Genomic DNA, 25,190 nt, shown 5'->3' with positions numbered 1-25,190 from the left:
CAACGTTAGCTAACTTGTTATCCTTTGTACAAGATTAGAGTACAGGCAGAAGCAAACGCTTACAATGGTATTTTAAATATTTGTTCGAATAAATTTGGATAATGTAAGCGTTTATATTATAATTTCAATGAAAGAAAACGCTTTATATTAATTTAAAGCAACTTAAATGTTGTTTGTTGTCGTCTGATAAACAAAAAGGTTGGTGTTATCTGTAATGGAACTAGATTTATCTAATGAATCTTTACTGGCATATAAGGCATTGGCTAGTCCGGTAAGACTGGATATTCTTAGAAAGCTGTCATATAAGCATTTAAGCGTTCGTGAACTCGCTGAAGAAATGAATCTTAGTAGCACAATTGTTTTGATGCACCTCAATAAACTAGCAGAGGCAGGTCTGATTGAATTTGAACGAGTCGGTCATAACAAGGTGTCTAAGTTAAAGGTTGATCATATCAATGTGAACTTTCCCCAAGAGATTTATACGGCGTTTGATGTTCAAACGACTGATGTGCCGGTGGGACACTTTACTAACTTTTCAGTGAAACCGTCATGTGGTCTGGCCGGAAAAGATAATTATATTGGCAAGGTCGATAATCCGGCATATTTCATGGATCCCGAACGAATGAGCGCGGGGATGATTTGGTGGACAGAAGGATTTGTTGAATATCAGTTTCCCAATTATTTGGCAAGGAACGATACATTGCAGATGTTAGATCTATCCATGGAGCTAGGCTCTGAATTTCCATTTTCTAATAACGTTTGGCCTTCTGACATTACGTTTTCGATTAACGGTCACGCGATCGGCAATTGGACAAGCCCTGGTGATTTCTCTGATACTCGGGGGAAGTACACGCCGTTGTGGGTGCCAGATAATGTTAATCAGTATGGTATTTTAAAAACGGTTCGCGTCACTGATCACGGGAGCTATCTTGACGGACAACCATTCTCCGAAGCGTCGCTAGATGATCTAAAGGTAGACGGTGATACTGTCACAGTTCGTTTTGAGGTTAAAAAGAATGCCAAGAACCGTGGCGGCTGCACGATTTTTGGCAAAGGATTTGGGAACTTTAATCAAGATATCGAAATGAAAATGTTTTATAGCTAAAAATAAAACGCTGAACTAGCAAACAGGTTCAGCGTTTTAATATGCATATGTTAGTTGTTAGTAGTGGAGACGATAGCCAATTGTGTTAACGGTTGTGTCGCCGGCCGTGAGGATAATGTTGCCAAAGCCGGTGTGTTTGGTGGCATCAGGCAATGTCTGTGCTTCGAGGGCGACACCTTCGTACGGTTGACCAGTGCCGTTGGAACGTTTGAAGTTCATATTATCGTGTGTGAAAGAATTAGCTGTGAAGACAACGAGTCCGTTCCGTTTTGAAAGTACATCGACCGAGTGACCAGAAACAGGATCTGCCAAAGTTGCAATCCGGCTATTATCGTCTGGGGTCACTTTGAAGAGGTCATCAAAGCCTTTTTCTGCAGTATCTTGCATCCCAGCAATAGCAGTGCCAAGTGTCGTAGCTTTTTGGAAATCGAATGGTGTGTTGGTGACATCAATTAGATCACCAGTTGGAACCTTTTTATCATCAAAGGCTAAATGTTCTGTACTGTTAATTTGTAATGTATGCTGTTTGATGGTTTCGTTGTTCCCAAGATTAAAGTAGGTATGGAGTGTTGGATTGAAGACTGTGTCGGCGTTTGATCGTCCAACAAAGCTGATTCGCACGACATCATCATCACTGAGCTGGTAGTGAATTTCGGCATTTAGATCACCAGGGAAACCATCTTCTGACGATTTCTGTAAGTGACGGAAGATGATTTCTGGCTCCCCATTTTTGGTGGAGATTTCACCATCCCAGATCTGTGAGTTGAATCCATGCGGCCCGCCATGTAGGGTTGTTGTTCCTTCATTGACTGGGACGTGAATCGTTTTTCCGTTCATCGGAAATTCACCATTGCCAATGCGCCCGCCTGTGCGCCCGATGCCCATGCAAACGTAAAATGGATTGGCTAAATAATCAGTACTATGGTGATAATTTAAGACGAGGTTGTCGCCACTGGGCAATAATATTTCATAAAGAGTCGCGCCAAGGCTTAAGGCAGATACAGTGACACCATGAGCGTTGACAAGACTAAAACGATAGATTTGTTGACCATTAAAGGTATCAAACGGTCGAACTGTTGCGTGAATAGATTGTGACATACGGAAAACTCCTTTGTTAAGTATAATTCGAATATATATTCGAACGAATCAAGTGTTAGCCTTTAATGAATTGAAATAAATATATAATTACGTTACCACATTTTATAAGACAGTAGACGGGCAAAGAGAAAACGGTTACATATAAATTTGTAAATTTATTGTGATATCGGAACTTTTACACTACACTAGGATGAGTGAATGATTCGTTTCAATTTATTAGTAATGGTGACGTTTCTTAAAAGTGAGCATCATTACATATCAAATTAGGTGGAAATATGGAAAACAAGTATCAAAAAGTTAAAGACGGTTTGAAAGAGGCAATTCTAACAGGAAAGTATAAGGTTAATGATAAACTGCCAACTGAGACTGAGTTGATGGCGATGTATGATGTTTCTCGTTATACAGTTAGAAGAGCTGTGGGGGATTTAGAGGGTAGCCATTTCATTTATCGGATTCAAGGCGGCGGAATGTTTGTCCAAGACTGGCACAAAGACTGGTCGAATGATAATGACAGTAAAATGATTGGTGTCATTACAACGCACATCGCGGATTACATCTTTCCAGATATTATTTCGGGGATTGACCGGATTATTTCAGATGCTGGCTATTCTTTACTGATTAGCAACACACACAATAACCATGAAAAAGAACGTAAGAGCTTAATCAATATGTTGGATACCAAAGTTGCTGGCCTAATCATTGAGCCAACACAAAGTGCATTGCGTAATCCTAACATGGACTTATACCAGGAAATTAAGGATGATCAGATTCCAACATTATTTATTAACGCTAAATATCCTGGCCTAGATTTTCCGAGCGTCACAACAGATGATAAAGCTGCTGAAGAACGCATGATGGAATATCTTTTTCGCATGGGACATCAAAGTGTTTTAGGCGTTTTTCAAGTCGATGACATTCAGGGCGTTAACCGAATGAACGGTTTTGTTCAGGCATACCAACGGCACCCTGAATTTTCCTACCAGAGTAACCTCATCATGTATCAATCAGGGGATGACTTTGAACGAGTCATGGGTCGAATTCGGATATACCTGGAACAGGATGCACGGCCAACGGCAATTGCGTGTTATAACGACCGTTTAGCGATTCAAGTTATGGACTATCTGCGTTCAAATAACTATCGAGTGCCTGAGGACGTCTCAGTTGTCGGTTTTGATGATTATCAGATGTCGCAATATATGAGTCCCTCGTTGACCACGTTGAACCATGAGAAGGAACGAATGGGTGAAGACGCAGGGCATATGTTGATTAAGTTGTTAAATCGTGACGATGTTCAGGATATCAATTACGAACCAGACTTAGTCAAACGAAACTCGGCTGTTAAACCGGCTAATGATACTGTCGACACTAAAACTGAATAGGCGTGAATTAAAAGGGCTGTCTTGGGAAGTTAATCTCCTCAAGGCGGCCCTTTTAGTATGTCCGTTAGTGCTTGATTAACGGATAAACATTATTTGCTTTCAACGTTTGAAACAGTCTTTTCATCGGCTGTGCGTGAACGTAAATCTGCTTCGATATCTTCGAGTGATTTGCCACGTGTTTCCATGAATTTGGTGTGCGTGAACCAAATACAAATGGCACAAATTGCAGCATAGAAGAGGAACGAGTTTGCCAGTCCCATAGCACTTAACATTGTTGGGAATGTCAGTGAAACTAACATATTAGCAGCCCAGTTGGTTGCGGCACATAGTGATGTTCCTAAACCACGAATGTTTAGCGGGAAAACTTCACTGATAAAGACCCAGGTAACAGGTGCCCACGTTGCAGCGTAAAAGGCGACATAAACGGTCAAAGCAATTGCGCTAACGATTGCGGCAACGGTTGAACCGTTATCAAACTTCAAAATGATACTCATGATTAAGAGTGATAGACCCATGCCACTAGCACCAAAAATCAGCATCTTCTTACGATCAATGTGGTCCATTAATAGTAAGGCAACAACGGTCACGATAACGTTAATGACACCAATTCCAATATGAGCTAGTAGGGCGGCTTCAACACCCCAACCAACCTTTGTAAAAATGGTTGGCGCATAGAAGATAACCGTGTTACTACCGATGATTTGTTGGAAAACAGCAACCCCTAAACCAGTAATAAGTGCGGGCCGAACAGTTTTACCAAAGAGTTCGTTCCAACCACCAGTTTTTTGAGCGGCTTGTGTTTGAATATCATCCAACGCAATTTCAACAGCTTTTTCGTCACCGTTGTTGGTGTTTTCCAAAACAGCTTTGGCTTCATCGAGTTTACCAACTTTGACTAAGAAACGAGGACTTTCTGGTAAGTACAATGCCCCAAAGAACAGCATGGCAGCAGGTAGAGCAGCAAAACCGAGCATCCAACGCCAACCAGTAAATAATTCTGAGAATGAGTAGTTTAAAACGTAGGCTAACAGAATCCCAATCATAACCATCAATTGCCATAAGGTTGTAATTGCCCCACGACGCTTTTTAGGAGCCAGTTCCTGCAGATAAGCTGGAACCAGCGCAGAGACAATTCCGACCCCAATACCTAGGACAATTCGAGTGACAAGTAAAACATAAAATTCAGGAGCCAGTCCTGAACCTAAGGCACCGACAAAGAAGATTCCGGCTGCCCACAGCAACATAATTCGACGACCGTACGTGTCCAGAAATTTACTGGTTGCCAAAGCACCAATGATGGCACCGATTAAAACGGCGGAAACAACCATCCCTTGTTGCCATGAACCTAACCGCAATTGCTTTTGAATAAATAAGATGGCACCGGATACAGATGCAATATCATAACCAAACAGAAGGCCACCTAACGAACCAAACGTATAGATGAAGCCATTCGACACTTTTTTCAAGACGAACCCTCATTTCTATAAATAGATGTGAACCGTTGAAACGCCAACTGAAGAAGGACATCAAGCAGTTGAACTAATCGTCGATTCAGACGCGAAGTAAAAAAATAGCAAATACAAACGTACTAGGTAAAGAATGAAAATTTGTCGACAAAAACAGAAAACGCTTTCAGGAAATAATCTATATCATTTGTTCGAATAAATCAATAGAAAAACGACGAATTTATGTGATTGTAGTATAACTGGAACAAATTTTATGATTAATTATGTGAGACTAAATAGCTGATTTAAAAGCCTTTGACAGTTTTTATCAGTTACTATCTAATCGATAAGAAAGTGTAATTGTGTGATTGTGGTTACCTATAAGTAACTACGGGTACATTATTTAGTTTTCTGCATTAATACGTATAAATAAAAATAATGTTGATTTATTCGAATAAATAAATTACACTATGGTCGTTGACAAAAATGAAAACGTTTTATTTTACTTTTGAATTTGTATTTGGAGGATGTTCACATGAACTTAGTTGAAACCTCCCAAGCGGTTAAGAACGGTGATGTTTCACTAGGTATCGAGCTTGGTTCAACACGAATCAAGGCGGTTCTGGTAACTCACGACTTTCAGACAATTGCATCTGGCAGTTACGTTTGGGAAAACCAATTCGTTGATGGTATATGGACGTATCCACTGGAACAGGTTTGGACTGGTATTCAGGCCAGCTATACCCAGATGGTGGCAGAAGTTCAAAGCAAGTATCACAGTCCGTTGACTAAAATTGGGTCGATTGGTGTCAGTGCCATGATGCATGGCTATCTGGCATTCGATCAGGCCGGTAAGCAATTGGTTCCCTTTAGAACCTGGCGTAACAACATTACCGGTCAGGCAGCTGATGAATTGACGGCGTTATTCTCATTTAACATTCCACAACGTTGGAGTATTGCTCATTTATATCAAGCAATTTTGAATGATGAACCTCACGTTAAGGATATTGACTTCATCACAACATTAGCTGGTTATGTCCACTGGCAATTATCTGGCAAACGTGTGTTGGGTGTTGGCGATGCATCTGGGGTGTTCCCGATTGACGAAAAAACGGGTACGTATTCCGAGACAATGTTGGAAGCGTTCAATACTCAGGACGCTGTTAAACGTTACTCTTGGAACACAAAAGACATTCTGCCGGCCGTTTTACCAGCCGGTCATCAAGCTGGAACGTTGACGGATGACGGCGCTAAACTGCTCGATGCTAGTGGCAATCTTCAGGCGGGTAGCGTAATGGCTCCACCTGAAGGAGACGCTGGTACCGGGATGGTTGGCACCAATAGTGTTCGCAAACGGACTGGGAACATTTCCGTTGGTACGTCAGCCTTTTCAATGGTCGTTTTGGATCAACCTCTAAAGGCAGTCCATCGGGACATTGATATGGTCATGACACCAACGGGCGCACCAGTCGCAATGGTTCATATCAATAACTGTTCATCTGACATCAACGCCTGGGCCAACTTGTTTAGTGAGTTTGCGGCCAAGTTGGGTGTGGATCTTAAACCTGATCGGTTATATGAAACGTTGTTCCTGCAAGCGACCCATTCAGATCCAGATGTTGGTGGGCTAGTGAACTACAGCTACTTATCGGGTGAGAATATCACCAAGATGTCAGCGGGTCGCCCATTGTTTGTACGGACGCCAAAGAGCAATTTCACATTAGCGAACTTCATGGCAACACAGCTCTACGCTGCGTTTGCACCACTCAAAATTGGGATGGACATCCTGACAAATGAAGAAAACATCAAAACAGACGTCATGATTGCTCAAGGTGGTTTGTTCAAGACACCGGTGATTGGCCAACAAATTCTTGCTAATGCATTGAATACGCCAATCACGGTGATGAGCACCGCTGGCGAAGGCGGTCCATGGGGGATGGCAGTGTTAGCCATTTATGCATTACCTGGCGAGAACGAAGATTCCCTTGAAGACTTCCTGGATCGTAAAGTCTTTGCCAATCCGGAAAGCATGACGTTGAGTCCGGAACCGGATGGTGTTAAGGGTTATCAACAATTTATTGAAAATTACCAAGCTGGTCTCCCCGTTGAGGGTGCTGCCATTGATGATATTCCAGAACGAAAGTGAGGCTGACTGTTAATGCTGGAAGCGTTAAAACAAGAAGTTTATGAAGCAAATATGCAATTACCAAAACTGGGGCTTGTTACCTTTACATGGGGCAATGTTTCAGGAATTGATCGTGAAAAAGGGCTATTCGTTATTAAGCCGTCAGGTGTTGAATATGACGAAATGAAGCCTTCTGACATGGTTGTTGTGAATTTAAAAGGTGAAGTTGTCGAAGGGGATATGAACCCTTCAAGTGATACACCTACTCACACGGTGTTATATAACGCCTTTCCAAACATTGGTGGGATTGTACACACACATTCACCATGGGCCGTATCGTTTGCGGCTGCCAAGATGGATGTGCCTGCGTTGAACACCACGGCTGCAGATACGTTCTTTGGGGATGTGCCCGCTGCTGATGCGCTAACTAAGGAAGAAATCGAAGAAGACTACGAAGGCAATACGGGTAAGACAATCGTGAAGACCTTCAAGGAACGCGGTTTAGATTACGAAGCCGTTCCTGCTGCTTTAGTTAGCCAACACGGTCCGTTTGCTTGGGGTGCTACTCCGGCTAAGGCTGTTTATAACTCTAAAGTTTTGGAAGTCATCGCTGAAGAGGATTATCACACGTTGCAGTTGACTCGCAGCGATACCGAATTGCCCCAGTACTTGTTGGACAAACATTATTACCGTAAGCACGGTAGCAATGCATACTACGGTCAAAATAATGCGAAGTCCAAGTCGCATGCGATGAGGGAGTGAGCGTGATTAATCCCGAGTGAATTTGAGCTTATGCTCAGAATTCAGGGATTAGGAGCGCGTTATCGCTACGTAGTAGTAAAAACAAAAACATTAAACACAAAGGAGAATTCATTATGTTAGCAGTTCCAGATTACGAATTTTGGTTTGTTACGGGTAGTCAGTTCTTATACGGTGAAGATCAATTAAAGCAGGTTGCTAAGGATGCTGAAGACATCGTCGACAAGCTGAACGCAAGCGGTAAGTTGCCCTACAAAGTTGTTTTTAAAGATGTTATGACGACAGCCGATGGAATCACGAAATTTATGAAGGAAGTTAACTACAACTACAATGTTGCCGGTGTTATCACATGGATGCATACTTTCTCACCGGCCAAAAACTGGATTCGTGGGACTAAATTGTTACAGAAACCATTGCTTCACTTAGCAACGCAATACTTAAACAAGATTCCTTACGACACCATTGATTTCGATTACATGAACTTGAACCAAAGTGCTCATGGTGACCGTGAATATGGTTACATCAACGCACGTTTGGGCGTTCACAACAAGATCGTTTACGGTTACTGGGGTGATGAAGAAACACAAACTGAAATCGCTAAGTGGGAAGATGTTGCCGTTGCCTACAACGAGAGTTTCAAGTTAAAGGTTTGCCGTTTCGGAGACACAATGCGTAATGTTGCGGTTACTGAAGGTGACAAGGTTCAAGCACAAATTGACCTTGGCTGGACCGTTGACTACTACGGTATTGGTGACTTGGTTCAAGAAATCAGCAAGGTTAGTGAAGCCGATGTGGACAAAGAATACGAAAAACTGGCAACTGATTACACCTTGGTTCAAGGTGACAATGATCCTGAAACATATAAGCATTCAGTTCGCGTTCAATTAGCTCAATACCTTGGTATTAAGAGTTTCTTGGACCGTGGCGGTTACTCTGCATTTACGACAAACTTTGAAGATTTGTGGGGCATGGAACAATTACCTGGTTTGGCTGCTCAATTGTTGATGCGTGACGGCTATGGCTTCGGTGCTGAAGGTGACTGGAAGACAGCTGCCCTTGGACGTTTGATGAAGATCATGTCACACAACCAAAAGACAGCCTTCATGGAAGACTACACGTTGGACTTACGGAAAGGTCACGAAGCCATTCTTGGTTCGCACATGTTGGAAGTTGACCCATCAATTGCTAGTGACAAGCCACGTGTTGAAGTTCACCCATTGGACATTGGTGGTAAAGCTGATCCAGCACGTTTGGTCTTCACTGGTTCTGAAGGTGACGCGATTGACGTTACGTTGGCTGATTTCCGTGATGGATACAAGTTCATCAGCTACCCAGTTAACGCAAATAAGCCAGAAGCTGAAACGCCAAATCTGCCAGTTGCTAAGCAATTGTGGACACCAAAGGTTGGCTTGAAGGCCGGTGCCACAAAGTGGATCGAAAATGGTGGTGGTCACCACACTGTCTTCACCTTTGCTTTGGACGAAGAACAAATCAACGACCTTGTTACCATGTTTGGTTTGAAGTCGGTGGTTATTGATTAAGAGTAGAGTGTGAACAACCCCGGTCTTAAACCCGAGCAATAACATGAAACTGGCACGATACGGGTGGTTTTCCTGTATCGTGCCAGTTTTGGGTTATGCACAGGGTTTAGGGCTGAGAACACGTTTCGGCTATGAAGGTAGCGAGCACGTGCAGGTGACTTTTCCTGTATGGCAGCAGTTTTAGGTTATGCGCAGGTTTCTGGGCGACAGTGACACGTTTCGGCTATGTAGATTGATACGGGTGGTTTTCCTGTATCGTGCCAGTCGGAAGGTTTAGGGGTTGAGAACACGTTTTTGCTATGTAGTAGTGAAGCAAAATAACGAGGTGAACACATGATAAAAACAAATAAACAAAGAATGTTAGCAGGCGATATCTTTGACGTTTACGACGATGAACTTGTCGCTGAACGTGAAGAAGCACGTAAACAAATTGAGGAATTTAATGCACTAGGAGAACGAGATCCTGAACGCAGTACGGCGATTATTAAAAAGTTGTTTGGCGAGACAGGGCAAGACTGTAGCGTCCATGCGACTTTCCGTTGTGATTATGGATATAACATTTATGTTGGCGACGATTTCTTTGCCAATTATGATTGCGTAATGTTGGATGTGGCACCCATTCGCATTGGCAAACATGCTTTGTTGGGCCCCAAAGTACAAATCTATTCGGTTAATCATCCTACCGATCCAAGACTACGCCGTAACGGGGCAGAAGGTATTGGTAAGCCAGTCACAATCGGTGACGATGTGTGGATTGGTGGCGGCGCAATTATTTGTCCAGGGGTAACACTTGGCGACAATGTCATCGTCGGTGCTGGCAGTGTTGTGACAAAATCCTTTGGCGATGACGTCATCATTGGTGGCAATCCGGCACGTGTGCTTAAAACAAACGTTGCAAAGTGAAAAATCGCATGTTGCAGAAGCCGTTAAACTTCTACAACATGCGATTTTTAGTTTGTTAATTCTGTGATTCGACAGCTTCTTTGTTCTCAAGCTTTTGCATTTTACCATCATCGATTTGATACACGACATCGCTTTTAGTAATTAGCCGTTCATCATGAGTTACCATGATAATCGCTTTATTTAAGTCATGAGCCTCGCTGACCAATCGATCAACGACATCAAACGAACGGGTCGAGTCCAAACTGGCCGTTGGTTCGTCAGCTAAGATAATGTCAGGTTCGTGATATAGTGCCTTAGCGATTGCGACACGCTGGCGCTCACCACCGGACAGTGCGTTTGGATAGGCGTCATCTAGGTTCTTCAAGTCTAGTCTATCCAGCAATTGACGCATTTCCTTTTCTTGAAATTTTTGGTGGGCCAAACGGTCAATGAGCTTAAATTGTTCAGAGACAGTCAGATAGGGAATCAAGTTTGAACTTTGCAGAATAAAGCCGACATGATCAAATCTGTATTGTAGCCGCTGCTTTTCTGTTTGGGTGGCTAGGTCTGTGCCATTTAGCAAAACTTTACCACTTGTCGGTGTTTGTAGACCGGCCGCAATGGTCAAAAAGGTACTTTTACCAGATCCTGATGGTCCGATGATTGAAACAAATTGACCCTGTTGGATTTCGAAATTTACATCACTAAGTGCGTTGACCGCGGTATGGCCGCTTCCGAAACGTTTTGATACGTTAACAAGTTCCATTACGTTTGCCATGTTTTTCTCCTTTACGTCTTGTTATTGCTCGACTTCTCCCGGGCTTCGGTACCACTCTATTTAATTGCCGTGACTGGGTTAATTTTGGCAATCGTGCGCCAGGATAGTAGGGATCCTAGAATAGAAGCGAGGATTAACGAGACGGCATAAATGCCGAGTTGTGGGTAGTTTAGTGCAAACGGCATGCCCGTTGGTGCGATGGCGCCGATACCAATTGTGATCAATAAGCCGACGGCAACACTGACCACGCTCATAACGGCAGCCTGTGTCACAACACTAGCCAGAATGTGACGTGTACCAATTCCTTCAACTTTCAGCACGCCGAACAGCGACTGCTTTTGTAAGGTTAGAACGTACATAAAGATTCCGATAATGGCCAGTGACATGGCGAACAAGAAGTAGATCATCGTGTTTAAAGTTGTCTGTTCAGCACTGTAACCAGGCAGATTTTGAATGAAATCATTGATAGGGAGCCGTTGCAAATTGTGTTTGTTCCCAGATAACTGGCTGTCTTTGGTGATAATTGCGTTGATGCCGAGCGGCTTTGTGACAGGCGTGCCAGCAGCCTTGATTTTGGCCAATGTTGCCAAATTCATATACATGGTTGGGGCAATACTGTATGTGCTCTTACCGTAACTGCCGACAACGGTTAATTTTGTGTCGTTCGATCCCAAACGGACCTTGTCACCAATCTTAATCCCTTGGTCCTTCAGGTTCTGTGAAATGATGATTTGATTATCACGTTGGACTTTATGGCCGCTAGTAACCTTAGGCATAATAAAGCTGTTGTTGGCAGTTCCCAGTGCGGAAATGTCAATTTTGTTATTACTACCAACTTTGCGAACGACGGTACTATCAAGCGCAATGTTTGCGACCTGCTTTCCCTTAACGTCACTAGTTGCGTCGGTGGTTAGCTGTGATGCCATAATGTTTTTGTTAGCGTCTTTGTTCAAATAAACGTATTTGGCCTGCCATTGATCGACTGCCAAACGGTTGCCTTGAGAGAGACCACCAGCCAATCCGGCCAGAATGAAGACAACGAGCGCAATCAGAACCATCACACCAGTTAACAGACTGTAGCGTAGCTTTTCATAGCGCATTTCTTTTAGCCCTAAATACATGATGATTTCTCCTTTTTTTCCGTAAATTTAGCTTTATTTATCAAGTGATAAATAAGATTATAACTAATTGTACGCTTTTTCCTAAGAAATGCAATTTGAGCGCTTTTTCTATCGTGATTTGGCATGCAAAATAATTGTTTTAACTTAACCTAAAATATTTTTCCTGCTATAATGTCATTGGAGGTGGAGTCCATGACAACGATTTATGTGGCACCAAATGTGAAGCAGCAAAGCGTTGAATTGTCCGATGGCAGTCGTGGTGAAGTTGAGGCAGAAACTGAGGGCGCTGGTCAAACCCGATACAGTTTCGATTTTAATTATCATTTGCACCCGAGTTTTTGGGTTGATCGCCCGTTAAAGAACGGTATGACAGTAAATGTGCAAACGTTGGACGGGCCCGAAAAGTTTCAAATTGAATTACGTTGATTGTTTTATATATTTATTGGGTCGAGCGTACGTGATTATATATAAGATTGGCAACAAATCTGCTTTAAGCCGCAGGTTAAATGAAAGAGCATCAATTCACTGATATCACAGTGGTTGATGCTCTTTTATAGTGAGTTGGGTTTTCCTGAAAACGTTTGCAATAAAAATAGGTAAAAGCCTATAATTAACAACAAGATAACCGCGCCAAATCGGCGTTGGTCGCAATTTTAAGTGGAGGCACAGTATGTATTTAGCAAACGAACCTCGGTATGAACAAATGATGTATCGGCGAGCAGGTAAGAGTGGCTTGAAATTATCCGTTCTTGGTCTCGGATTTTGGCACAATTTTGGTAGTGTGGACGAGTATGAGACCCAAAAGCAGATCGTTCGAACGGCGTTTGATGCAGGCATAACCTATTTCGATTTGGCGAATAATTATGGTCCAGTAGCAGGCAGTGCGGAAACAAACTTTGGTCACTTGATGGATGAAGACTTAAAACCCTATCGTGATGAACTGGTTATTGCCAGTAAGGCTGGCCATCGTATGTGGGATGGCCCGTATGGCGACGGTGGTTCGATGAAGAATATTTTAGCAAGTGCCGATCAGAGCCTTCAACGTATGCACTTGGATTACGTGGACATCTTTTATTCACATCGCCCAGATCCTGACACACCGGTTGAAGAAACGGCATATGCCTTAGATAAGCTGGTGCGGGAGGGGAAAGCCTTATACATTGGGATTTCGAAGTACAATCCGGAGCAGACAGCTGCCATTGAGGCGGTCTTTGACGATTTACACACACCATACATTGTCCATCAAGATCGCTACAATCTGTTTGACCGCCACATTGAAGATGGTTTGCTAGACAAGTTGACGACCGACCAAACGGGACTAGTTACATTTAGCTCGTTAGCACAGGGACTGCTGACGGATCGTTATTTGAACGGCATTCCTGAAGATTCACGTGCACATCGGTCCACGAGTCCGTTTTTGCATGAGGATCAGGTCGAGCAAACACTGAGTACGGTCAAACGGTTGAATGAGATCGCCCAACAGCGTAATCAATCGTTGGCCGATATGGCAATTGCCTGGTTATTGCATCATCAACAAGTCACAAGCGTGCTGATTGGGGCTAGTCGCCCGGAACAACTTAGAGACAACTTGGGTGCCTTAAAACACTTAGACTTTAGCGATGACGAGCTGACTGCCATTGAAGAGGCTCTGAAATGATTTTGGATAGTGTAAAAAAGCGTTTGAACTGATGACTTCATTTAGAAGCCATTACGCTCAAACGCTTTTTTATTATGCATTAATAGTGACGGCCTAAAATAATCAGGTCGCGAGGAGTTCCTGCCATATTAGCGATTTTTGGCAAATGTCCCCACTCTTCGTAGCCAAATTTATGGAACAGATGCAGGCTGGCTGCGTTAGAGTCGAAAATGTAAGCCACTACGCTGGTGAAATGAAAGATGGTAATCTGTCGTGCTAGTAACGACATCACCTGACTACCATAGCCGTGACCGGTCGTTTGTTGATCTAAGTAAATCGAAATCTCGGTCGTATGAGCGTATCCACCGCGCCCATAGAAAGGTGACAGGCTGACCCAGCCAATGATGTTATCGTCATTTTTAACCATCCAAATGGGATAACTGTCTGGTTGGTGCGCTTCGAACCATGACTGACGATCATCAATGGTCACACGCACTAAATCGGCAGTGACAGCATGGCTGGGGATGCTTTGGTTATAGATGCTAACAATAGTGGGAAGATCGGATTGAGCAGCAATTGTTAGGGTAAGGGACATGTGAAAGACTTCTTTCTAGCAGATTAAATTTAATTATAGAAATACTAATTGTGATGTGGCAAGGATGAAAGCCGAAAAGTAATTAAAAAGATGAATTGAATTTTTTTCTTATTTTGAACTTTGACATAAAATACGTTCATTAGTCGTCATATTTCTGAAGAATAGCGTGAAGTTCAGCCCTTATTTCATCGCGTAATTTTGTCGGTTTTAAAACGTTTACCAAATTGCCTTGACTGAGTAACCACATCTTAGCGCCGGTATCGTATGTTTTTGCTTCAATCAGAACGCAATGACGAACTGAATCTCTTTTTTTTACAACGGAATTTGGAAAACGATCTAAAGCAGCTTCAACAATGCCAGAAAACTCAAAGAGAAGGGTGATTGTCTGACCCGGTTGCATATATTGAATCTGTTGGCGCAATTTGCCATCTTCGAATCTGTCAGCATAGTTTTGAGTTATTTTCTTGTTAACCTGATGGTAATCCTTTATTCGATCAGCTCGAAAGAAGCGATTACCTTTTCCCTGAGGATTAAATGCGATTATATAAAAATAGTATTCGGAAAAAATGACGGATTCTGGCAAGATAATGTATGTTTTATATTCACCACGTTGACGTTGATAAGTTATTTGGATTGCTTGTTTTTTAATAATAAACTGACTAAATTGCCAAATTGTTCGTAGAAGTGGTTGATCATGATGGACTGGAAGATAGTAAAAACTTTCATTTTGAATAATCGGTCGAATTTCATGCTGTTCTTCAGGCGTTACAAGATTCAATAAGCCGTTCACTGTCGTTTTCATTTCTTTACTCGTCAAAGATCGGCTAGCCAATAATGTTTTGATAATGACTAAAATAGATTGTTTTGAAATGCTATCTTGGTCTGTTTCTAAAACATAACCGTTGAGACCTCGCTTGTATTGCATCTGGTAGAAAAGCTGTTGATCATCAATGAATTGACGAATTTGACTAAAGTCTCTTTGAATAACACGTGCGTTGACATTAAATCGTTTAACTAAATCTTGTTTGTGGACCACTAGACCACTTAATAATTGTTGAAAAATAAATAATTGTCGGTATGCTGCATTCATTCTGTACGCCGTCCTTGAAGCGATCTGAATTTGAAATATTATTCAGGTCGTTTTTATTTATAAATAGACTTATCGTGTCTATGCAAAATTTTAGACTGAATTTACTGAGTATACAAGGAGGCCAGATATGAACGAGATTTATATGTGGAAACAAATTTATCAAGAATTTTATGAAAGCGTTGGTAAAGAGGCAACGTTAAAGATATATCAAACTTATTCTGGCAATCAAATTAGTTTCCCGAAACGACTATTGAAGTCCCAATATGAGTACGACCAAATTATGGAAGAGCATAGAAGTGGTCTTACAATAACAGATTTGGCAATTCGACATCAGTACAGTGAAAGAACAATTTATCGAATCGTTAATAGGAGCAAAGGTAGCCGGAACACCTTCAACCTGTAATGACATTTGCATTACAGGAGTCATTACGAGCCTGATAATCTTATCTTAAAAATTGATTAGTGGGGGTCATCATATGGATGTGACGCCAGAATTACTTCAAGAGTCATATGCACAACTAAATGAAGTGTTGGGCACTGAGCAAATGATGAAAGTGTTCGAAATATATCGTGGACGTCAAATTTCGTTTCCAATGCGTTTATATGACCGAAAGAAGGTAGCCAAAAAAATCATTGCTGAGTATAACGGGCATAACTTAGTGCAATTGACTCATAAATATGATTATTCTCAACGATGGATTCGCCAAATTATTCGTCAAAATGGTTCAAAAACGGAATGATTTTGCATAGTTCAGGACGAGTCTCGTGAAATCTTCACTACGTTTATACGGACATGTGCCTTGCGGGCCGTGTTAGTAACTGCACAAGGTTGTTGCTATGATGAAAAACGAAGGTGAGGAGGGGGCTTATGGACAAGCAAAAAGTTGATCCTACCACATTACCGGACGTATATCGGCGAATCTATGATTTGCTGGGTGAAGACAAGCTGTTATTACTGTGGGACGCATTTAAAGGCGAGGAGATTAATTTTCCAATTCATTTAAATGATCGTGACAAGGTAAAGCTGAAGATAATTGAAAGTTACAATGGTTCAAATTTAGATGCCCTAGCAAAACAGTATGGTTTTACCAAACGCTGGGCTCGTCAAGTAATTAAATTAGCCAAAAATAATAGTTGAGAGGAACTTTATCATGGAAGAAACGAAATTCTGTACAAATTGTGGACAAAAAATTAGCACACAGGTTAAATTTTGTCCTTTTTGTGGTGCAATACAAAATACTGAAGAAAATGATTTTTCTAACGGAGCGGCCGAAAGTAATGCTTTTAAAAATCAGTCCGTGAGCCAAGAGCAAGCCAAAAATGGCAGTGGTTCTAGTGCAAAGGTGATTAGTCCAAATGAAAGTCACAAGAATGATTCAGCTAGTGATACATTTGCTTCAAAATCGTTTGCAGCCACTAAGGACGCTTTAAACAAAGTATTTGAGTTTAGTGGGCGGACATCGCAAACCGATTATTGGTATGCGCAGGTCGGATTGACTGTTATTGCAATATTGGGCCTTATTCCGATATTTATTCCAATTATCGGTGTCATATTGATGACACTGATTTATGTGGCACTGGCCATCGTTTCAATTGCTTTAAGTATACGTAGATTTCATGACACGAATCGATCTGGCGGATACTATTGCCTGATATTTATTCCAGTCATTGGCGGCCCTGCTTTACAAGTATTTATGGCGGAGCCAGGCAATGAATATAGTAATCAGTTTGGGCCAGAGCCTGTGAGCTTAACGTAGTGGGTGGATGCAATGAAAAAGGGTCCAAAAATATTAATTGCGATAATTATTTTGGTTGTCTTTGTTACTGGAATAGTTGGAATCAAGAATCAGTTCATTATTTCAAAGGATCAATTGGCTGCCAATATCACTAAGGCAACTCAAGATGAAGATGGTGAATTGTTTCTAAAACAGTTTGATAAGGATAGTCAAAATTTGGAGTTTGCCAAACTAGGGGCACAGAGTGTTGTTGAACAATGGCATAACCATGCTTCAGTTCCGACAGCGGAAGTCGGGAAGCGTGTCACGGACGGGCATACAATCGCTGGTCCATCCGTTAAATACAAGTTTTATGTAGAGTCAAAGAAAGTATTTGGGTTGTTCGACTCATACTACTTGGCGGCAAAACCAACATCTGTTCATTTTATGACAACGGATGATACAGCAAAAATGCGAATTAACATTACGAATGGTGGGAAGCATATAAAAGCTACGGCACAAGATTTTAGAAATGGGCTGTTTCCTGGAAAATATAGTTTTCATGTTGACAGTCCTACTGAGGATGGGCGAAATCAGTCTGGTGATTTTTATGTAGCCGTTGCCGGTAGTGAAAATCGATTCGATATGGTTCTTTACTTTATTGATTCAGATTCGGAGGGGGAATAAATGAAAAAATGTGCGAATTGCGGGCATTTAAATCCCGACTCAGCAAAGTTCTGTCAAAAGTGTGGTACGCCTTTAACCAGTAATCCACACAGTGATAGCAGATCGAATAATGATCAAAATAATGTAAAAGTTGTGCGCAAACATCATGGCTGCCTTTGGCTAGTCTTGATAATGATAATTTTATTGCTTGTCTCTGGGCTGGGTTATTGGCTTTACGATACTGGTCGAATCAACATTGGCGGAATGAATGCTGAATCAAGAAGTTCCCGTCATGATAGTGAAGCAAGCAGTTTGAAAAAAGAAAATGAGCGTTTGAAGAAGACTAAAGATAGATTGTAAAATTAATCCGAACGCTGTTCGGACAAAAAAGATCAGCTTCCTTTAAAATGGTGTTTACCACAAACCCATCTTTTAGGAGCTGATCATTGAACAGCGTCCCATGATGATTAATCAACGTAAGCGCATCGGCGATTTTGAACTAGATACAGTCGTTGGTCCTCGTGGGCATAGTAAGGCAGTTTTACAATCTACCATAGTTCCAGTATTGGAGGATGGTTCTCCAAATTTACCAATAAACGTTTTTGATCTTTCTGGTTTTCCACACTGGGAAACCGTTTCTTCAAATATTTGGGCTTATTTTATTAATCCAAACGAGCAACATGGATTTGGCACTTTAGTTTTGAAATCGATCATGCAGGCCATATCAGGATCAACTAAATGTCAGATTGTGAACAGCACATCACATAAATTGCTTAAAAAGAACAGTTTTATTTACGAAACAGTCTCCGTTGAACGTGAGATGCAAACAACGGGTGCGAATAATGTTGAGGATCGTTCTCGGCGAATTGATATCGATGTTGATTCCGATAATTTTAAATTGATTATAGAGAACAAAATTGACGCTCTTCCCAGTTACAATAATTTGGTAGCTTATGCACAACATGGAATTAAGGAACTTTATAGCGACAATCAAACTAAACCTTTGTTTATCGGTTTTTTATGTCAATCAATTACGCACAAACCATCTTTAAAAGAGCAATTTCGAAAGTTATGTCAGGAATTTTCGCATAAACAGAATATCAACAATATTTATTATTTTGTAATTACCTATGATGAAGTATTCGATAATATTAAAAAAAATGGTTTTTCTTTTAAAAATTCCAATTCTTTAGATAGTCGCTCTAGTTCGTTGTTAAAACAGTTTAGAGAAAATACCTCACTTGCATATAAGGAGAGCCTCATTGTGGAAGATTTACCACTAATTAAAAACAACAGTAAATAGTTAGCAACAGCAACGCAGTCAATAAAATCCTTTGAAACAGGGTTAATTGATTTTGAAAGCGACATAGACCAGTTGCTTGAGTATATTATTACAGAAGTTAAACTTAAATATCCTAAGTTATGTGGTAACAACTGGGGTACAAAATATCCTAGTAATGCAAATGCCAAGCAACCATTCATCCATAAAATATACCGTGGTAATAATGATATAGCAGGATTTGATTGTGGTACAGAAAACGGGGGAAAATTTGCGTTCGAAATCTTTTACGATTTAGATGTGGTATTACATAAAAAAGGTTTTGAGGCCGATAAACTTTACTTTAAAGCCTGGCATCATGGTAGCCAAGACAAAGTAGAAAATAGACTTTTTCTTGGAGAAAATGAGGAGTTTAAATCAGTAAATATTAAAACTGCTGGCTGGGATGGCTGGGGTTATGAACTAACCTCTCTTGATGATTTGTCCAAGAAAGAGGATATTCAGGATCTTGTAAAAAAGATTGGTGATATTTTGCGGAATTTTGATGAAAGTAAGAAAGGTTAAGTACTAATATCGAAAAAAGGGTTGTAGCCTTTCTTACAAGAATTAATTTTGGATATAAATTTTTCTTCACAACGTTATTGTGAAGAAAAGCAAATGCTGAACACAAGGTTGAAAGTTACATAGACCTCGGTAGACACTTGCGTAAATACTGTATAAGCCCAGTGCGGGACTGAACAATTGCGATATCAATCTGCTTTAAAGTCTTGGCCAATATTGTTTAGAAGTTTGTATGAGTTCGAGTAGTGAAGTGCCTCGTAAATGTTAGACAAACAAATCTAACTTTTACGGGGCTTTCTTTCGAATAATGGCAAAATATAAAAAGCCCGACACATTAAGCCTGATAAGGCAAAATATGACGGACTAAAACTAACTATTTATGATACATTTACTGCTCGGGTTGGAATCGAACCAACACACTTTCGATTAACAGTCGAACGCAGTACCATTGTGCCACCGAGCAATATCAATCAAGTTGATTTGTTAATATTATCAAGCAACTTATGAGAAGTCAATGAGTAAATGAGAAAAAATGGAAGAAATCGTTTTCTTAGTCGATTTATTAAGATTCAACCGTCGATAATTCCGTATTTTTTCAAATTTTCCTCACAAACGGTTAACTCACCTCAAATTGAACTGATGAGTATGCTAAAGTTGTGATTAGTAAATCATCACAGACGAACTGGAGTAGCAAATGATAATGATGACTGTAGCGAGCTTTAGCGAATTTTTTGAACAGTTTAAGTGGCGGACGTTTGGCCCGCATCTATTGAATATGGTACTTCAAATTGCATTGTATTCAGTCCTCTTTTGGCTAATCAACCGAATAATCGTGTTTTTGATTGATCGTAGTTTTGGCACCTATATGAAGAATCGGCGAATTAACCAAAAACGGGCAGAAACGTTACATACCTTAGTTCGCAACACCACTCGTTACATCGTTGTCTTCTTTTTTCTCTATACGATTTTGAGTGTTCTTGGCTTTCCAATTGGAACGTTGATTGCGAGTGCTGGAATTGTAACGGTTGTGGTTGGGCTGGGTGCGCAAGGGATTATTCGTGACGTGATTGCTGGATTCCTAATTTTGATGGAGCAACAGATGGAAGTCGGCGACAACGTCATCATCAATGGCACGACATCGGGGCGTGTAGTTGCGTTTGGCCTGCGTTTGACAACGATTAAAGACGCTGACGGTGGACTGAATTACATCACCAACAGTAGCATTACCACGATTACAAACCAGTCACGCACAAACATGCGAGTTCAAATTGATTTGCCATTGAAGGCAGATACAGCTACGAATCAGGCCATTAAAACTGTTAAGGCTGTGAATGACCGTCTGTTACCTAAGCACCCAGAGGTCGTTGGTCGCGCGGTTATTCAGGGACCGACGATTTTGCCCAAGACCCACCTGTTGGCGATTTCGGTTACGATGTATGTAAAAAACGGGGACCAGAGCAATGTCCGATCCACGTTTACGACGAGCTATTTAAATGCATTGCATCAAGAAGGAATTGAATTGCCTTAAGCTAGCCATTTTCATGCTTACAGTCGGGTCTGTTTTAACCACCGCTGGACGCTGGGCCAACTATTTGTGCTGATAATGACCCGCGGCGTATTTTTGAGATCCGTGTTTTCATCAACAATACCAGTGTTCAGTGTGTAGATAACTTCCAGTGGCTGACGTTCCAAAAATTCTTGAACCTGTGCATCACCACTCCCATAAGGATACGTGAAGATTGGCGTTTCAGCGTCAATCTTTTTTTGCATCACATTTGGCTGGTCGCATAATCACGTTTGAAACGCATAAAGTTGCGGGGAACATTGAAGATTGGTGTGCCGGCACTGTTCAGATAATGCATGTTGTTAGTATGCACGGCAAACGTCACTAAACTGCCAGCCCGTTTTCTCATGGTCAAAATCTGCGGCCATGAGGCCAGTTTGGTGCCTGCTCGGTAGGCGCCAGTATTGCCAGTGATGATGGAAACTGTAAACGGAAAGTGGTGTTTGATCATCACTGGGGCGGCGTTATCCACAGTAGTTCGATCGATATCATCAAACGTTAAGACAACGTAACGGCCATGAATGCGCCGGTGTGATTCCACCATTTGTACCATTTGTGCCGTGGAGATTACTTTAACGTGTTCACGGGCTAAAGTGGCCATTTGTTTTTTGAAGTCGCTGAGATTGACGTTGAAATCATGAAACTGACTGTTGGGGGACAAACGTTCATCTAATTTGACTGTTTTGTTGTCGTCCAAGATCCGGTGATAACAGAAAACCATGATCCCCGCAGGCTTTTTTTCATCATGAGTAGAAATAGCATAACTAGGTTTGTTACCCAATTCAAATGCAATATTGCGTTTGACACTCACTGCTAGCGCACCCAAAACGAGTAGTAAAAAGCCGGCTAAAATCCATTTACGCGTTGTCTTGCTCACGATGCTTTGCCCTCCGTTTCAAAGTGTTGATGTGCAGTGTACCAAAAAAAGTGATTAAAACAGCCACAATGATGACGAGAATTGCCAGTGTTTTGTATAAATGTAGTGATAAATTCAGGACAAGATAATCTGAAACGAGGGCATCAGAGTAAACGCCCAGTAAAAAACAGACGTTGATGTAGATGATGAATCCAGTGATTACCCAAAGCGCTAATAAAATCACTGTCCGACGCAGACGTGCCCAAAGTGATGGTCGTTTGCGGATAATTAATGAACGAGGATCTTTTTGTTGACGCATTATAACCCCCGATCTGGACTGCGCCATGTGCCTGCATGGTGCGGATCCAAGAAGAATGAGGCCAGTGCTGACAGACAACTGACCAAATTGATAAACCAGTAGAAAATAATGTAAACGGGTAACAATAATAAGTCTTGCCAAGCGATAAAATCAGACTGTTTTGAGTCCGCGAAGCCGATTAGAAATTGAATGATGCTGATCAGCACTAATAAAAAGAGCACCACGCCGTCCATAATTAATGTTTGTGTAAAGGCAATGGTGAATACATAGAAAAGTAGTACAAACGCACAAGCTAATGCCCATGTATCGCTGAGAACCATGTCCAACAAAAGCCACTGCGCGCTTAGTGGGCCGCGTAATAACATGCCTTTATTGCGCCAGAGTACTTCAAAACCGCCGCGAGCCCAACGTTGTCGTTGATGAACTAGGGCACCGACATGTTCGGGCACCAAGATCCACGCAACGGCGTCAGGACAGTAGCTAACTTGCCATTGGTGTTGATACAAGCGCCACGTGATGTCGATATCTTCAGTCAAAGCTTGTGGATTCCACCAGCCGACTTGTGCTAGTGTTTCACGTCGGTAGGCGACTACAACGCCAGAAACGGTGGTAATGTGGCCAGTGATAAAGGCCTGACCACGTTTGATAATGTCGATGACACCGATATATTCCAATAATTCGAGGCGTCCTAATAAACTAGTCCGGTTGCGAACAATGGGTTTACCAGCGACGGCGCCAAGATTTTCATTGTCGTAGAAACGCGCAAGCATCGGTTGCAAAACATCAGCATCGACGTAACAGTCGGCGTCAAGACACAGCAAGAATTTACCATGAGCCTGTTTCGCACCCTCATTAAGGGCGTTGGCTTTGCCGCGGTTAGGCATTAATGGGACAAGCTTGATGTCACAACGTTTGGCATATTGGCGCGCCAATTTTTGCATAACATCAAACGTATTATCGTCGCTACCATCGTCAATCAGGATTAATTCTATATGTTGATAGCTTAATGCGGCGACGGACTCGACCACGCCGCTAAGGGTCGCGCCTTCGTTATGTGCAGGGATAAGGACTGAGACCAAGTCGTCTGGTTGACCAGCGGGCTGATTGACGAGTGGAACTGTTCTCTGCTGAATTGAAAAGAAGATTGAGCTGATGATCCAGATAATCGAAACAATTACCGGATATAAAATAACGTATGTGCTAATTAAATTCATGATACTCCCCGATGATTGTTAGATAGGTTGTCGTGCAAGTTGCAGAAATTGACTCAAGAATTTTTGAGAAGCCTTTAACACTTGTTTGTCGTTGATTTTGCTGTGGGGATCTTTATCGGCCCAGATGGACACGCTACTGCCGACAATATTGTGCAGTGTGTTCAAACTTGAGTCATTGTCGTTATCCCAAATGGTCGGATCCCAATTTTGTTTCATGTCAGAAGTCATGTAAGCGACATTGCTGGGTTTGACGTTCTTTTTGGACAAGTTGAAATAAAGGTAATAATCGTTATAGTTCAGTACTTTGAAACCATGATGAATTAATTCTGGCATTGTGGCCCATGCTTTTTGTCGTTCCTTGCCGGGCGCACCTTTTTCATCGGCTGTCCAATTCCAGTACGTAATTTGAATATGTTTGTCATATTGATTAAGAGCCTGGCTAATGTACCCATCGTTCCACGCCTAGGGGATGAATCCCAGGGAGCGAACGTTTTTGGCAAGAGCGTTCAAATAGGCGATATAAGGTTTGTTAACCCCAGTTTGATCGGTAAACTCATCGCCACCAAGGTGAAACCGCATGTTCTGCTGACCGATGAATGACTGCGCCACCTCAGTATCGAGCCGTTTAACAAACGTTGTACTGGCCGTATTTAGATGAAATTCACGGCCGTAGCTTTTATTATTGTACGTCAATTGGTCAACTTGTTGCGTTTGATGATTAGCACGCATCGTTTTGACCATTCCGTTGATATGAGCAGGCGTATCAACTTCAGGAATTAAGGTCACGTGTTTTTGTTTGGCAAACGTCACTAGATCAGCAACTTGCGTTTTACTGTAAAAGGCCTGGTGCGTTGTGTTGTTGCGCCAGACACCATTAGTCTGGGTTGCGTTGGCTAACGTTTGACCGACCGTTTCGTTTTCAATTGCAAACGACTGTGCGTCACTAAGATGTAGTTGAATAAACTGGCCATGGTTTTGCGCAACCTGTGAGATAAATGATTTGATGGTATCTAGTTGGTAATAACGGCGGGCAACGTCAAGCGTGAGACCGTTGAACTGACCATTTTTGCGTTGTTGACTTGCTGCGTAAACGTGGATTTGCATTAAAGAAATGGTGATAACGACGATAAACGTAATGAGTAGCGAACGATGTCGTGATTTCATAATGTTCTTCCCTTCATAAAAGCATCGGTTCATATCATACTGCACGACGAGATTGAATAATTGAAAAAAGTCAAAGCTTTACGTAAATGGTTCGTTTTTCTAAGTAAACTTTAACAACCGATATTTAAGAATGCTGGTCAGCTTTATTGAAAGCAGAGGACAAGGAAGTTCGTTAAAACAGCAAATAAAACCTTTTACAAAATGGTAGATTGCAAATTTAATCCGAATTTTTGGACAAATTTGTCAGCATGATCTGATAAGGTGTTTGCCAGTCAAGTATTTTAAGTGGTCTCTGATT

General features: G+C 41.6%; 27 protein-coding genes, 1 tRNA gene and 2 pseudogenes. 18 read left to right on the top strand and 12 right to left on the bottom strand.

Translation table 11 applies throughout. The features are described 5' to 3' along the window. Window positions 1-214 precede the first annotated feature (214 nt). A complete protein-coding gene (locus tag GB992_RS10325) occupies window positions 215-1,105 on the top strand; it encodes an ArsR/SmtB family transcription factor (protein WP_161002371.1) in 891 nt (296 codons plus the stop codon). Window positions 1,106-1,162: 57 nt separating this feature from the next. On the opposite strand, the gene GB992_RS10320 is transcribed toward GB992_RS10325, so the two are convergent. Further along, a complete protein-coding gene (locus GB992_RS10320) occupies window positions 1,163-2,203 on the bottom strand; it encodes an aldose epimerase family protein (protein WP_161002370.1) in 1,041 nt (346 codons plus the stop codon). A gap of 275 nt (window positions 2,204-2,478) precedes the next feature. Here GB992_RS10320 and GB992_RS10315 point away from each other — a divergent pair, with 275 nt between their 5' ends. Next, window positions 2,479-3,582, top strand: a complete 1,104-nt coding sequence (locus tag GB992_RS10315; RefSeq protein WP_161002369.1) for a GntR family transcriptional regulator — start codon at window positions 2,479-2,481, stop codon at window positions 3,580-3,582. An 89-nt stretch (window positions 3,583-3,671) separates the two neighbouring features. Here the strand turns inward: GB992_RS10315 and GB992_RS10310 are convergent, their stop codons facing one another. Next, window positions 3,672-5,048 carry a sugar porter family MFS transporter gene (locus GB992_RS10310; protein WP_161002368.1) on the bottom strand — a complete coding sequence of 459 codons (1,377 nt, stop codon included), beginning with the start codon at window positions 5,046-5,048 and terminating at the stop codon, window positions 3,672-3,674. Between the two features lie 514 nt (window positions 5,049-5,562). Between GB992_RS10310 and GB992_RS10305 the strand changes: the two genes are divergently transcribed. The 4 genes from GB992_RS10305 (at window position 5,563) to GB992_RS10290 (ending at window position 10,355) form a co-directional block, all read left to right on the top strand. Then, window positions 5,563-7,173 (top strand): xylulokinase, encoded by a 1,611-nt coding sequence (locus tag GB992_RS10305; RefSeq protein ID WP_161002367.1) that lies wholly within the window; start codon window positions 5,563-5,565, stop codon window positions 7,171-7,173. Window positions 7,174-7,185: 12 nt separating this feature from the next. Beyond that, complete coding sequence (locus GB992_RS10300; protein ID WP_161002366.1) at window positions 7,186-7,914, top strand: L-ribulose-5-phosphate 4-epimerase; 729 nt, start codon at window positions 7,186-7,188, stop codon at window positions 7,912-7,914. A 113-nt stretch (window positions 7,915-8,027) separates the two neighbouring features. Next, window positions 8,028-9,452 (top strand): L-arabinose isomerase, encoded by a 1,425-nt coding sequence (gene araA / locus GB992_RS10295; protein WP_161002365.1) that lies wholly within the window; start codon window positions 8,028-8,030, stop codon window positions 9,450-9,452. A gap of 333 nt (window positions 9,453-9,785) precedes the next feature. Continuing rightward, a complete protein-coding gene (locus GB992_RS10290) occupies window positions 9,786-10,355 on the top strand; it encodes a sugar O-acetyltransferase (RefSeq protein WP_161002364.1) in 570 nt (189 codons plus the stop codon). 55 nt (window positions 10,356-10,410) lie between these two features. Here GB992_RS10290 and GB992_RS10285 read toward each other — a convergent pair whose 3' ends face one another. After that, window positions 10,411-11,112 (bottom strand): ABC transporter ATP-binding protein, encoded by a 702-nt coding sequence (locus GB992_RS10285; protein WP_161002363.1) that lies wholly within the window; start codon window positions 11,110-11,112, stop codon window positions 10,411-10,413. 56 nt (window positions 11,113-11,168) lie between these two features. Continuing rightward, entirely contained in the window at window positions 11,169-12,233 is a 1,065-nt protein-coding gene (locus tag GB992_RS10280) for an ABC transporter permease (protein WP_161002362.1), read from the bottom strand. A gap of 192 nt (window positions 12,234-12,425) precedes the next feature. On the opposite strand from GB992_RS10280, the gene GB992_RS10275 reads away from it, so the two are divergent. Together GB992_RS10275 and GB992_RS10270 are read left to right on the top strand one after the other, a co-directional pair. Beyond that, window positions 12,426-12,659, top strand: a complete 234-nt coding sequence (locus GB992_RS10275) for a hypothetical protein (protein WP_017263007.1) — start codon at window positions 12,426-12,428, stop codon at window positions 12,657-12,659. A 244-nt stretch (window positions 12,660-12,903) separates the two neighbouring features. After that, the gene (locus tag GB992_RS10270) at window positions 12,904-13,890 is read left to right on the top strand and encodes an aldo/keto reductase (protein ID WP_161002361.1); all 987 of its coding nucleotides are present in this window, start codon (window positions 12,904-12,906) and stop codon (window positions 13,888-13,890) included. 79 nt (window positions 13,891-13,969) lie between these two features. Here GB992_RS10270 and GB992_RS10265 read toward each other — a convergent pair whose 3' ends face one another. Both GB992_RS10265 and GB992_RS10260 read right to left on the bottom strand, forming a co-directional pair. Beyond that, on the bottom strand, window positions 13,970-14,464 hold the full coding sequence (locus GB992_RS10265; RefSeq protein WP_161002360.1) for a GNAT family N-acetyltransferase: 495 nt from the start codon (window positions 14,462-14,464) through the stop codon (window positions 13,970-13,972). A gap of 139 nt (window positions 14,465-14,603) precedes the next feature. Continuing rightward, window positions 14,604-15,554 (bottom strand): helix-turn-helix transcriptional regulator, encoded by a 951-nt coding sequence (locus GB992_RS10260; protein WP_161002359.1) that lies wholly within the window; start codon window positions 15,552-15,554, stop codon window positions 14,604-14,606. A gap of 127 nt (window positions 15,555-15,681) precedes the next feature. Between GB992_RS10260 and GB992_RS10255 the strand changes: the two genes are divergently transcribed. From GB992_RS10255 to GB992_RS10220, 9 genes and pseudogenes are all read left to right on the top strand, one after another. Further along, window positions 15,682-15,957 (top strand): Mor transcription activator family protein, encoded by a 276-nt coding sequence (locus GB992_RS10255; RefSeq protein ID WP_161002358.1) that lies wholly within the window; start codon window positions 15,682-15,684, stop codon window positions 15,955-15,957. 73 nt (window positions 15,958-16,030) lie between these two features. Then, the gene (locus GB992_RS10250) at window positions 16,031-16,294 is read left to right on the top strand and encodes a Mor transcription activator family protein (RefSeq protein ID WP_161002357.1); all 264 of its coding nucleotides are present in this window, start codon (window positions 16,031-16,033) and stop codon (window positions 16,292-16,294) included. Between the two features lie 128 nt (window positions 16,295-16,422). Then, the gene (locus GB992_RS10245) at window positions 16,423-16,692 is read left to right on the top strand and encodes a Mor transcription activator family protein (RefSeq protein WP_161002356.1); all 270 of its coding nucleotides are present in this window, start codon (window positions 16,423-16,425) and stop codon (window positions 16,690-16,692) included. 13 nt (window positions 16,693-16,705) lie between these two features. Then, complete coding sequence (locus tag GB992_RS10240; protein ID WP_161002377.1) at window positions 16,706-17,311, top strand: DUF805 domain-containing protein; 606 nt, start codon at window positions 16,706-16,708, stop codon at window positions 17,309-17,311. A 12-nt stretch (window positions 17,312-17,323) separates the two neighbouring features. Next, entirely contained in the window at window positions 17,324-17,956 is a 633-nt protein-coding gene (locus GB992_RS10235; RefSeq protein ID WP_161002355.1) for a hypothetical protein, read from the top strand. Then, window positions 17,957-18,295 carry a zinc-ribbon domain-containing protein gene (locus GB992_RS10230; RefSeq protein ID WP_161002354.1) on the top strand — a complete coding sequence of 113 codons (339 nt, stop codon included), beginning with the start codon at window positions 17,957-17,959 and terminating at the stop codon, window positions 18,293-18,295. Between the two features lie 85 nt (window positions 18,296-18,380). Continuing rightward, a pseudogene (locus GB992_RS10225) lies at window positions 18,381-18,491 on the top strand (IS30 family transposase); the annotation flags it as partial. 9 nt (window positions 18,492-18,500) lie between these two features. Further along, window positions 18,501-19,238: a PD-(D/E)XK nuclease family protein gene (locus tag GB992_RS11825; RefSeq protein WP_238331114.1), complete on the top strand. Its 738-nt coding sequence runs from the start codon at window positions 18,501-18,503 to the stop codon at window positions 19,236-19,238. 72 nt (window positions 19,239-19,310) lie between these two features. Continuing rightward, entirely contained in the window at window positions 19,311-19,778 is a 468-nt protein-coding gene (locus GB992_RS10220) for a hypothetical protein (protein ID WP_161002353.1), read from the top strand. Window positions 19,779-20,166: 388 nt separating this feature from the next. Here GB992_RS10220 and GB992_RS10215 read toward each other — a convergent pair. After that, a tRNA-Asn gene (locus GB992_RS10215) sits at window positions 20,167-20,238 on the bottom strand. Between the two features lie 237 nt (window positions 20,239-20,475). Here GB992_RS10215 and GB992_RS10210 point away from each other — a divergent pair. Beyond that, window positions 20,476-21,303, top strand: coding sequence for a mechanosensitive ion channel family protein (locus tag GB992_RS10210; RefSeq protein WP_161002352.1), 828 nt, complete (start codon window positions 20,476-20,478; stop codon window positions 21,301-21,303). 17 nt (window positions 21,304-21,320) lie between these two features. Here the strand turns inward: GB992_RS10210 and GB992_RS10205 are convergent. From GB992_RS10205 to GB992_RS11815, 5 genes and pseudogenes are all read right to left on the bottom strand, one after another. Beyond that, window positions 21,321-22,216, bottom strand: a pseudogene (locus tag GB992_RS10205) (polysaccharide deacetylase family protein). Next, window positions 22,197-22,514, bottom strand: a complete 318-nt coding sequence (locus tag GB992_RS10200) for a hypothetical protein (RefSeq protein ID WP_161002351.1) — start codon at window positions 22,512-22,514, stop codon at window positions 22,197-22,199. The pseudogene GB992_RS10205 and the gene GB992_RS10200 overlap by 20 nt, the downstream one beginning before the upstream one ends. Continuing rightward, on the bottom strand, window positions 22,514-23,728 hold the full coding sequence (locus GB992_RS10195; protein WP_161002350.1) for a glycosyltransferase family 2 protein: 1,215 nt from the start codon (window positions 23,726-23,728) through the stop codon (window positions 22,514-22,516). The genes GB992_RS10200 and GB992_RS10195 overlap by 1 nt, the downstream gene beginning before the upstream one ends. Window positions 23,729-23,746: 18 nt before the next feature. Continuing rightward, window positions 23,747-24,061 (bottom strand): glycoside hydrolase family 20 protein, encoded by a 315-nt coding sequence (locus tag GB992_RS11820; RefSeq protein ID WP_238331113.1) that lies wholly within the window; start codon window positions 24,059-24,061, stop codon window positions 23,747-23,749. A 129-nt stretch (window positions 24,062-24,190) separates the two neighbouring features. Continuing rightward, entirely contained in the window at window positions 24,191-24,892 is a 702-nt protein-coding gene (locus GB992_RS11815; protein ID WP_238331112.1) for a family 20 glycosylhydrolase, read from the bottom strand. Between the last annotated feature and the right edge of the window lie 298 nt (window positions 24,893-25,190).

The organism is Furfurilactobacillus milii (assembly GCF_009863985.1).
GTDB classification, from domain to species: Bacteria; Bacillota; Bacilli; order Lactobacillales; family Lactobacillaceae; genus Furfurilactobacillus; species Furfurilactobacillus milii_A.
This window is presented reverse-complemented; position numbering and strand designations above follow the sequence as displayed.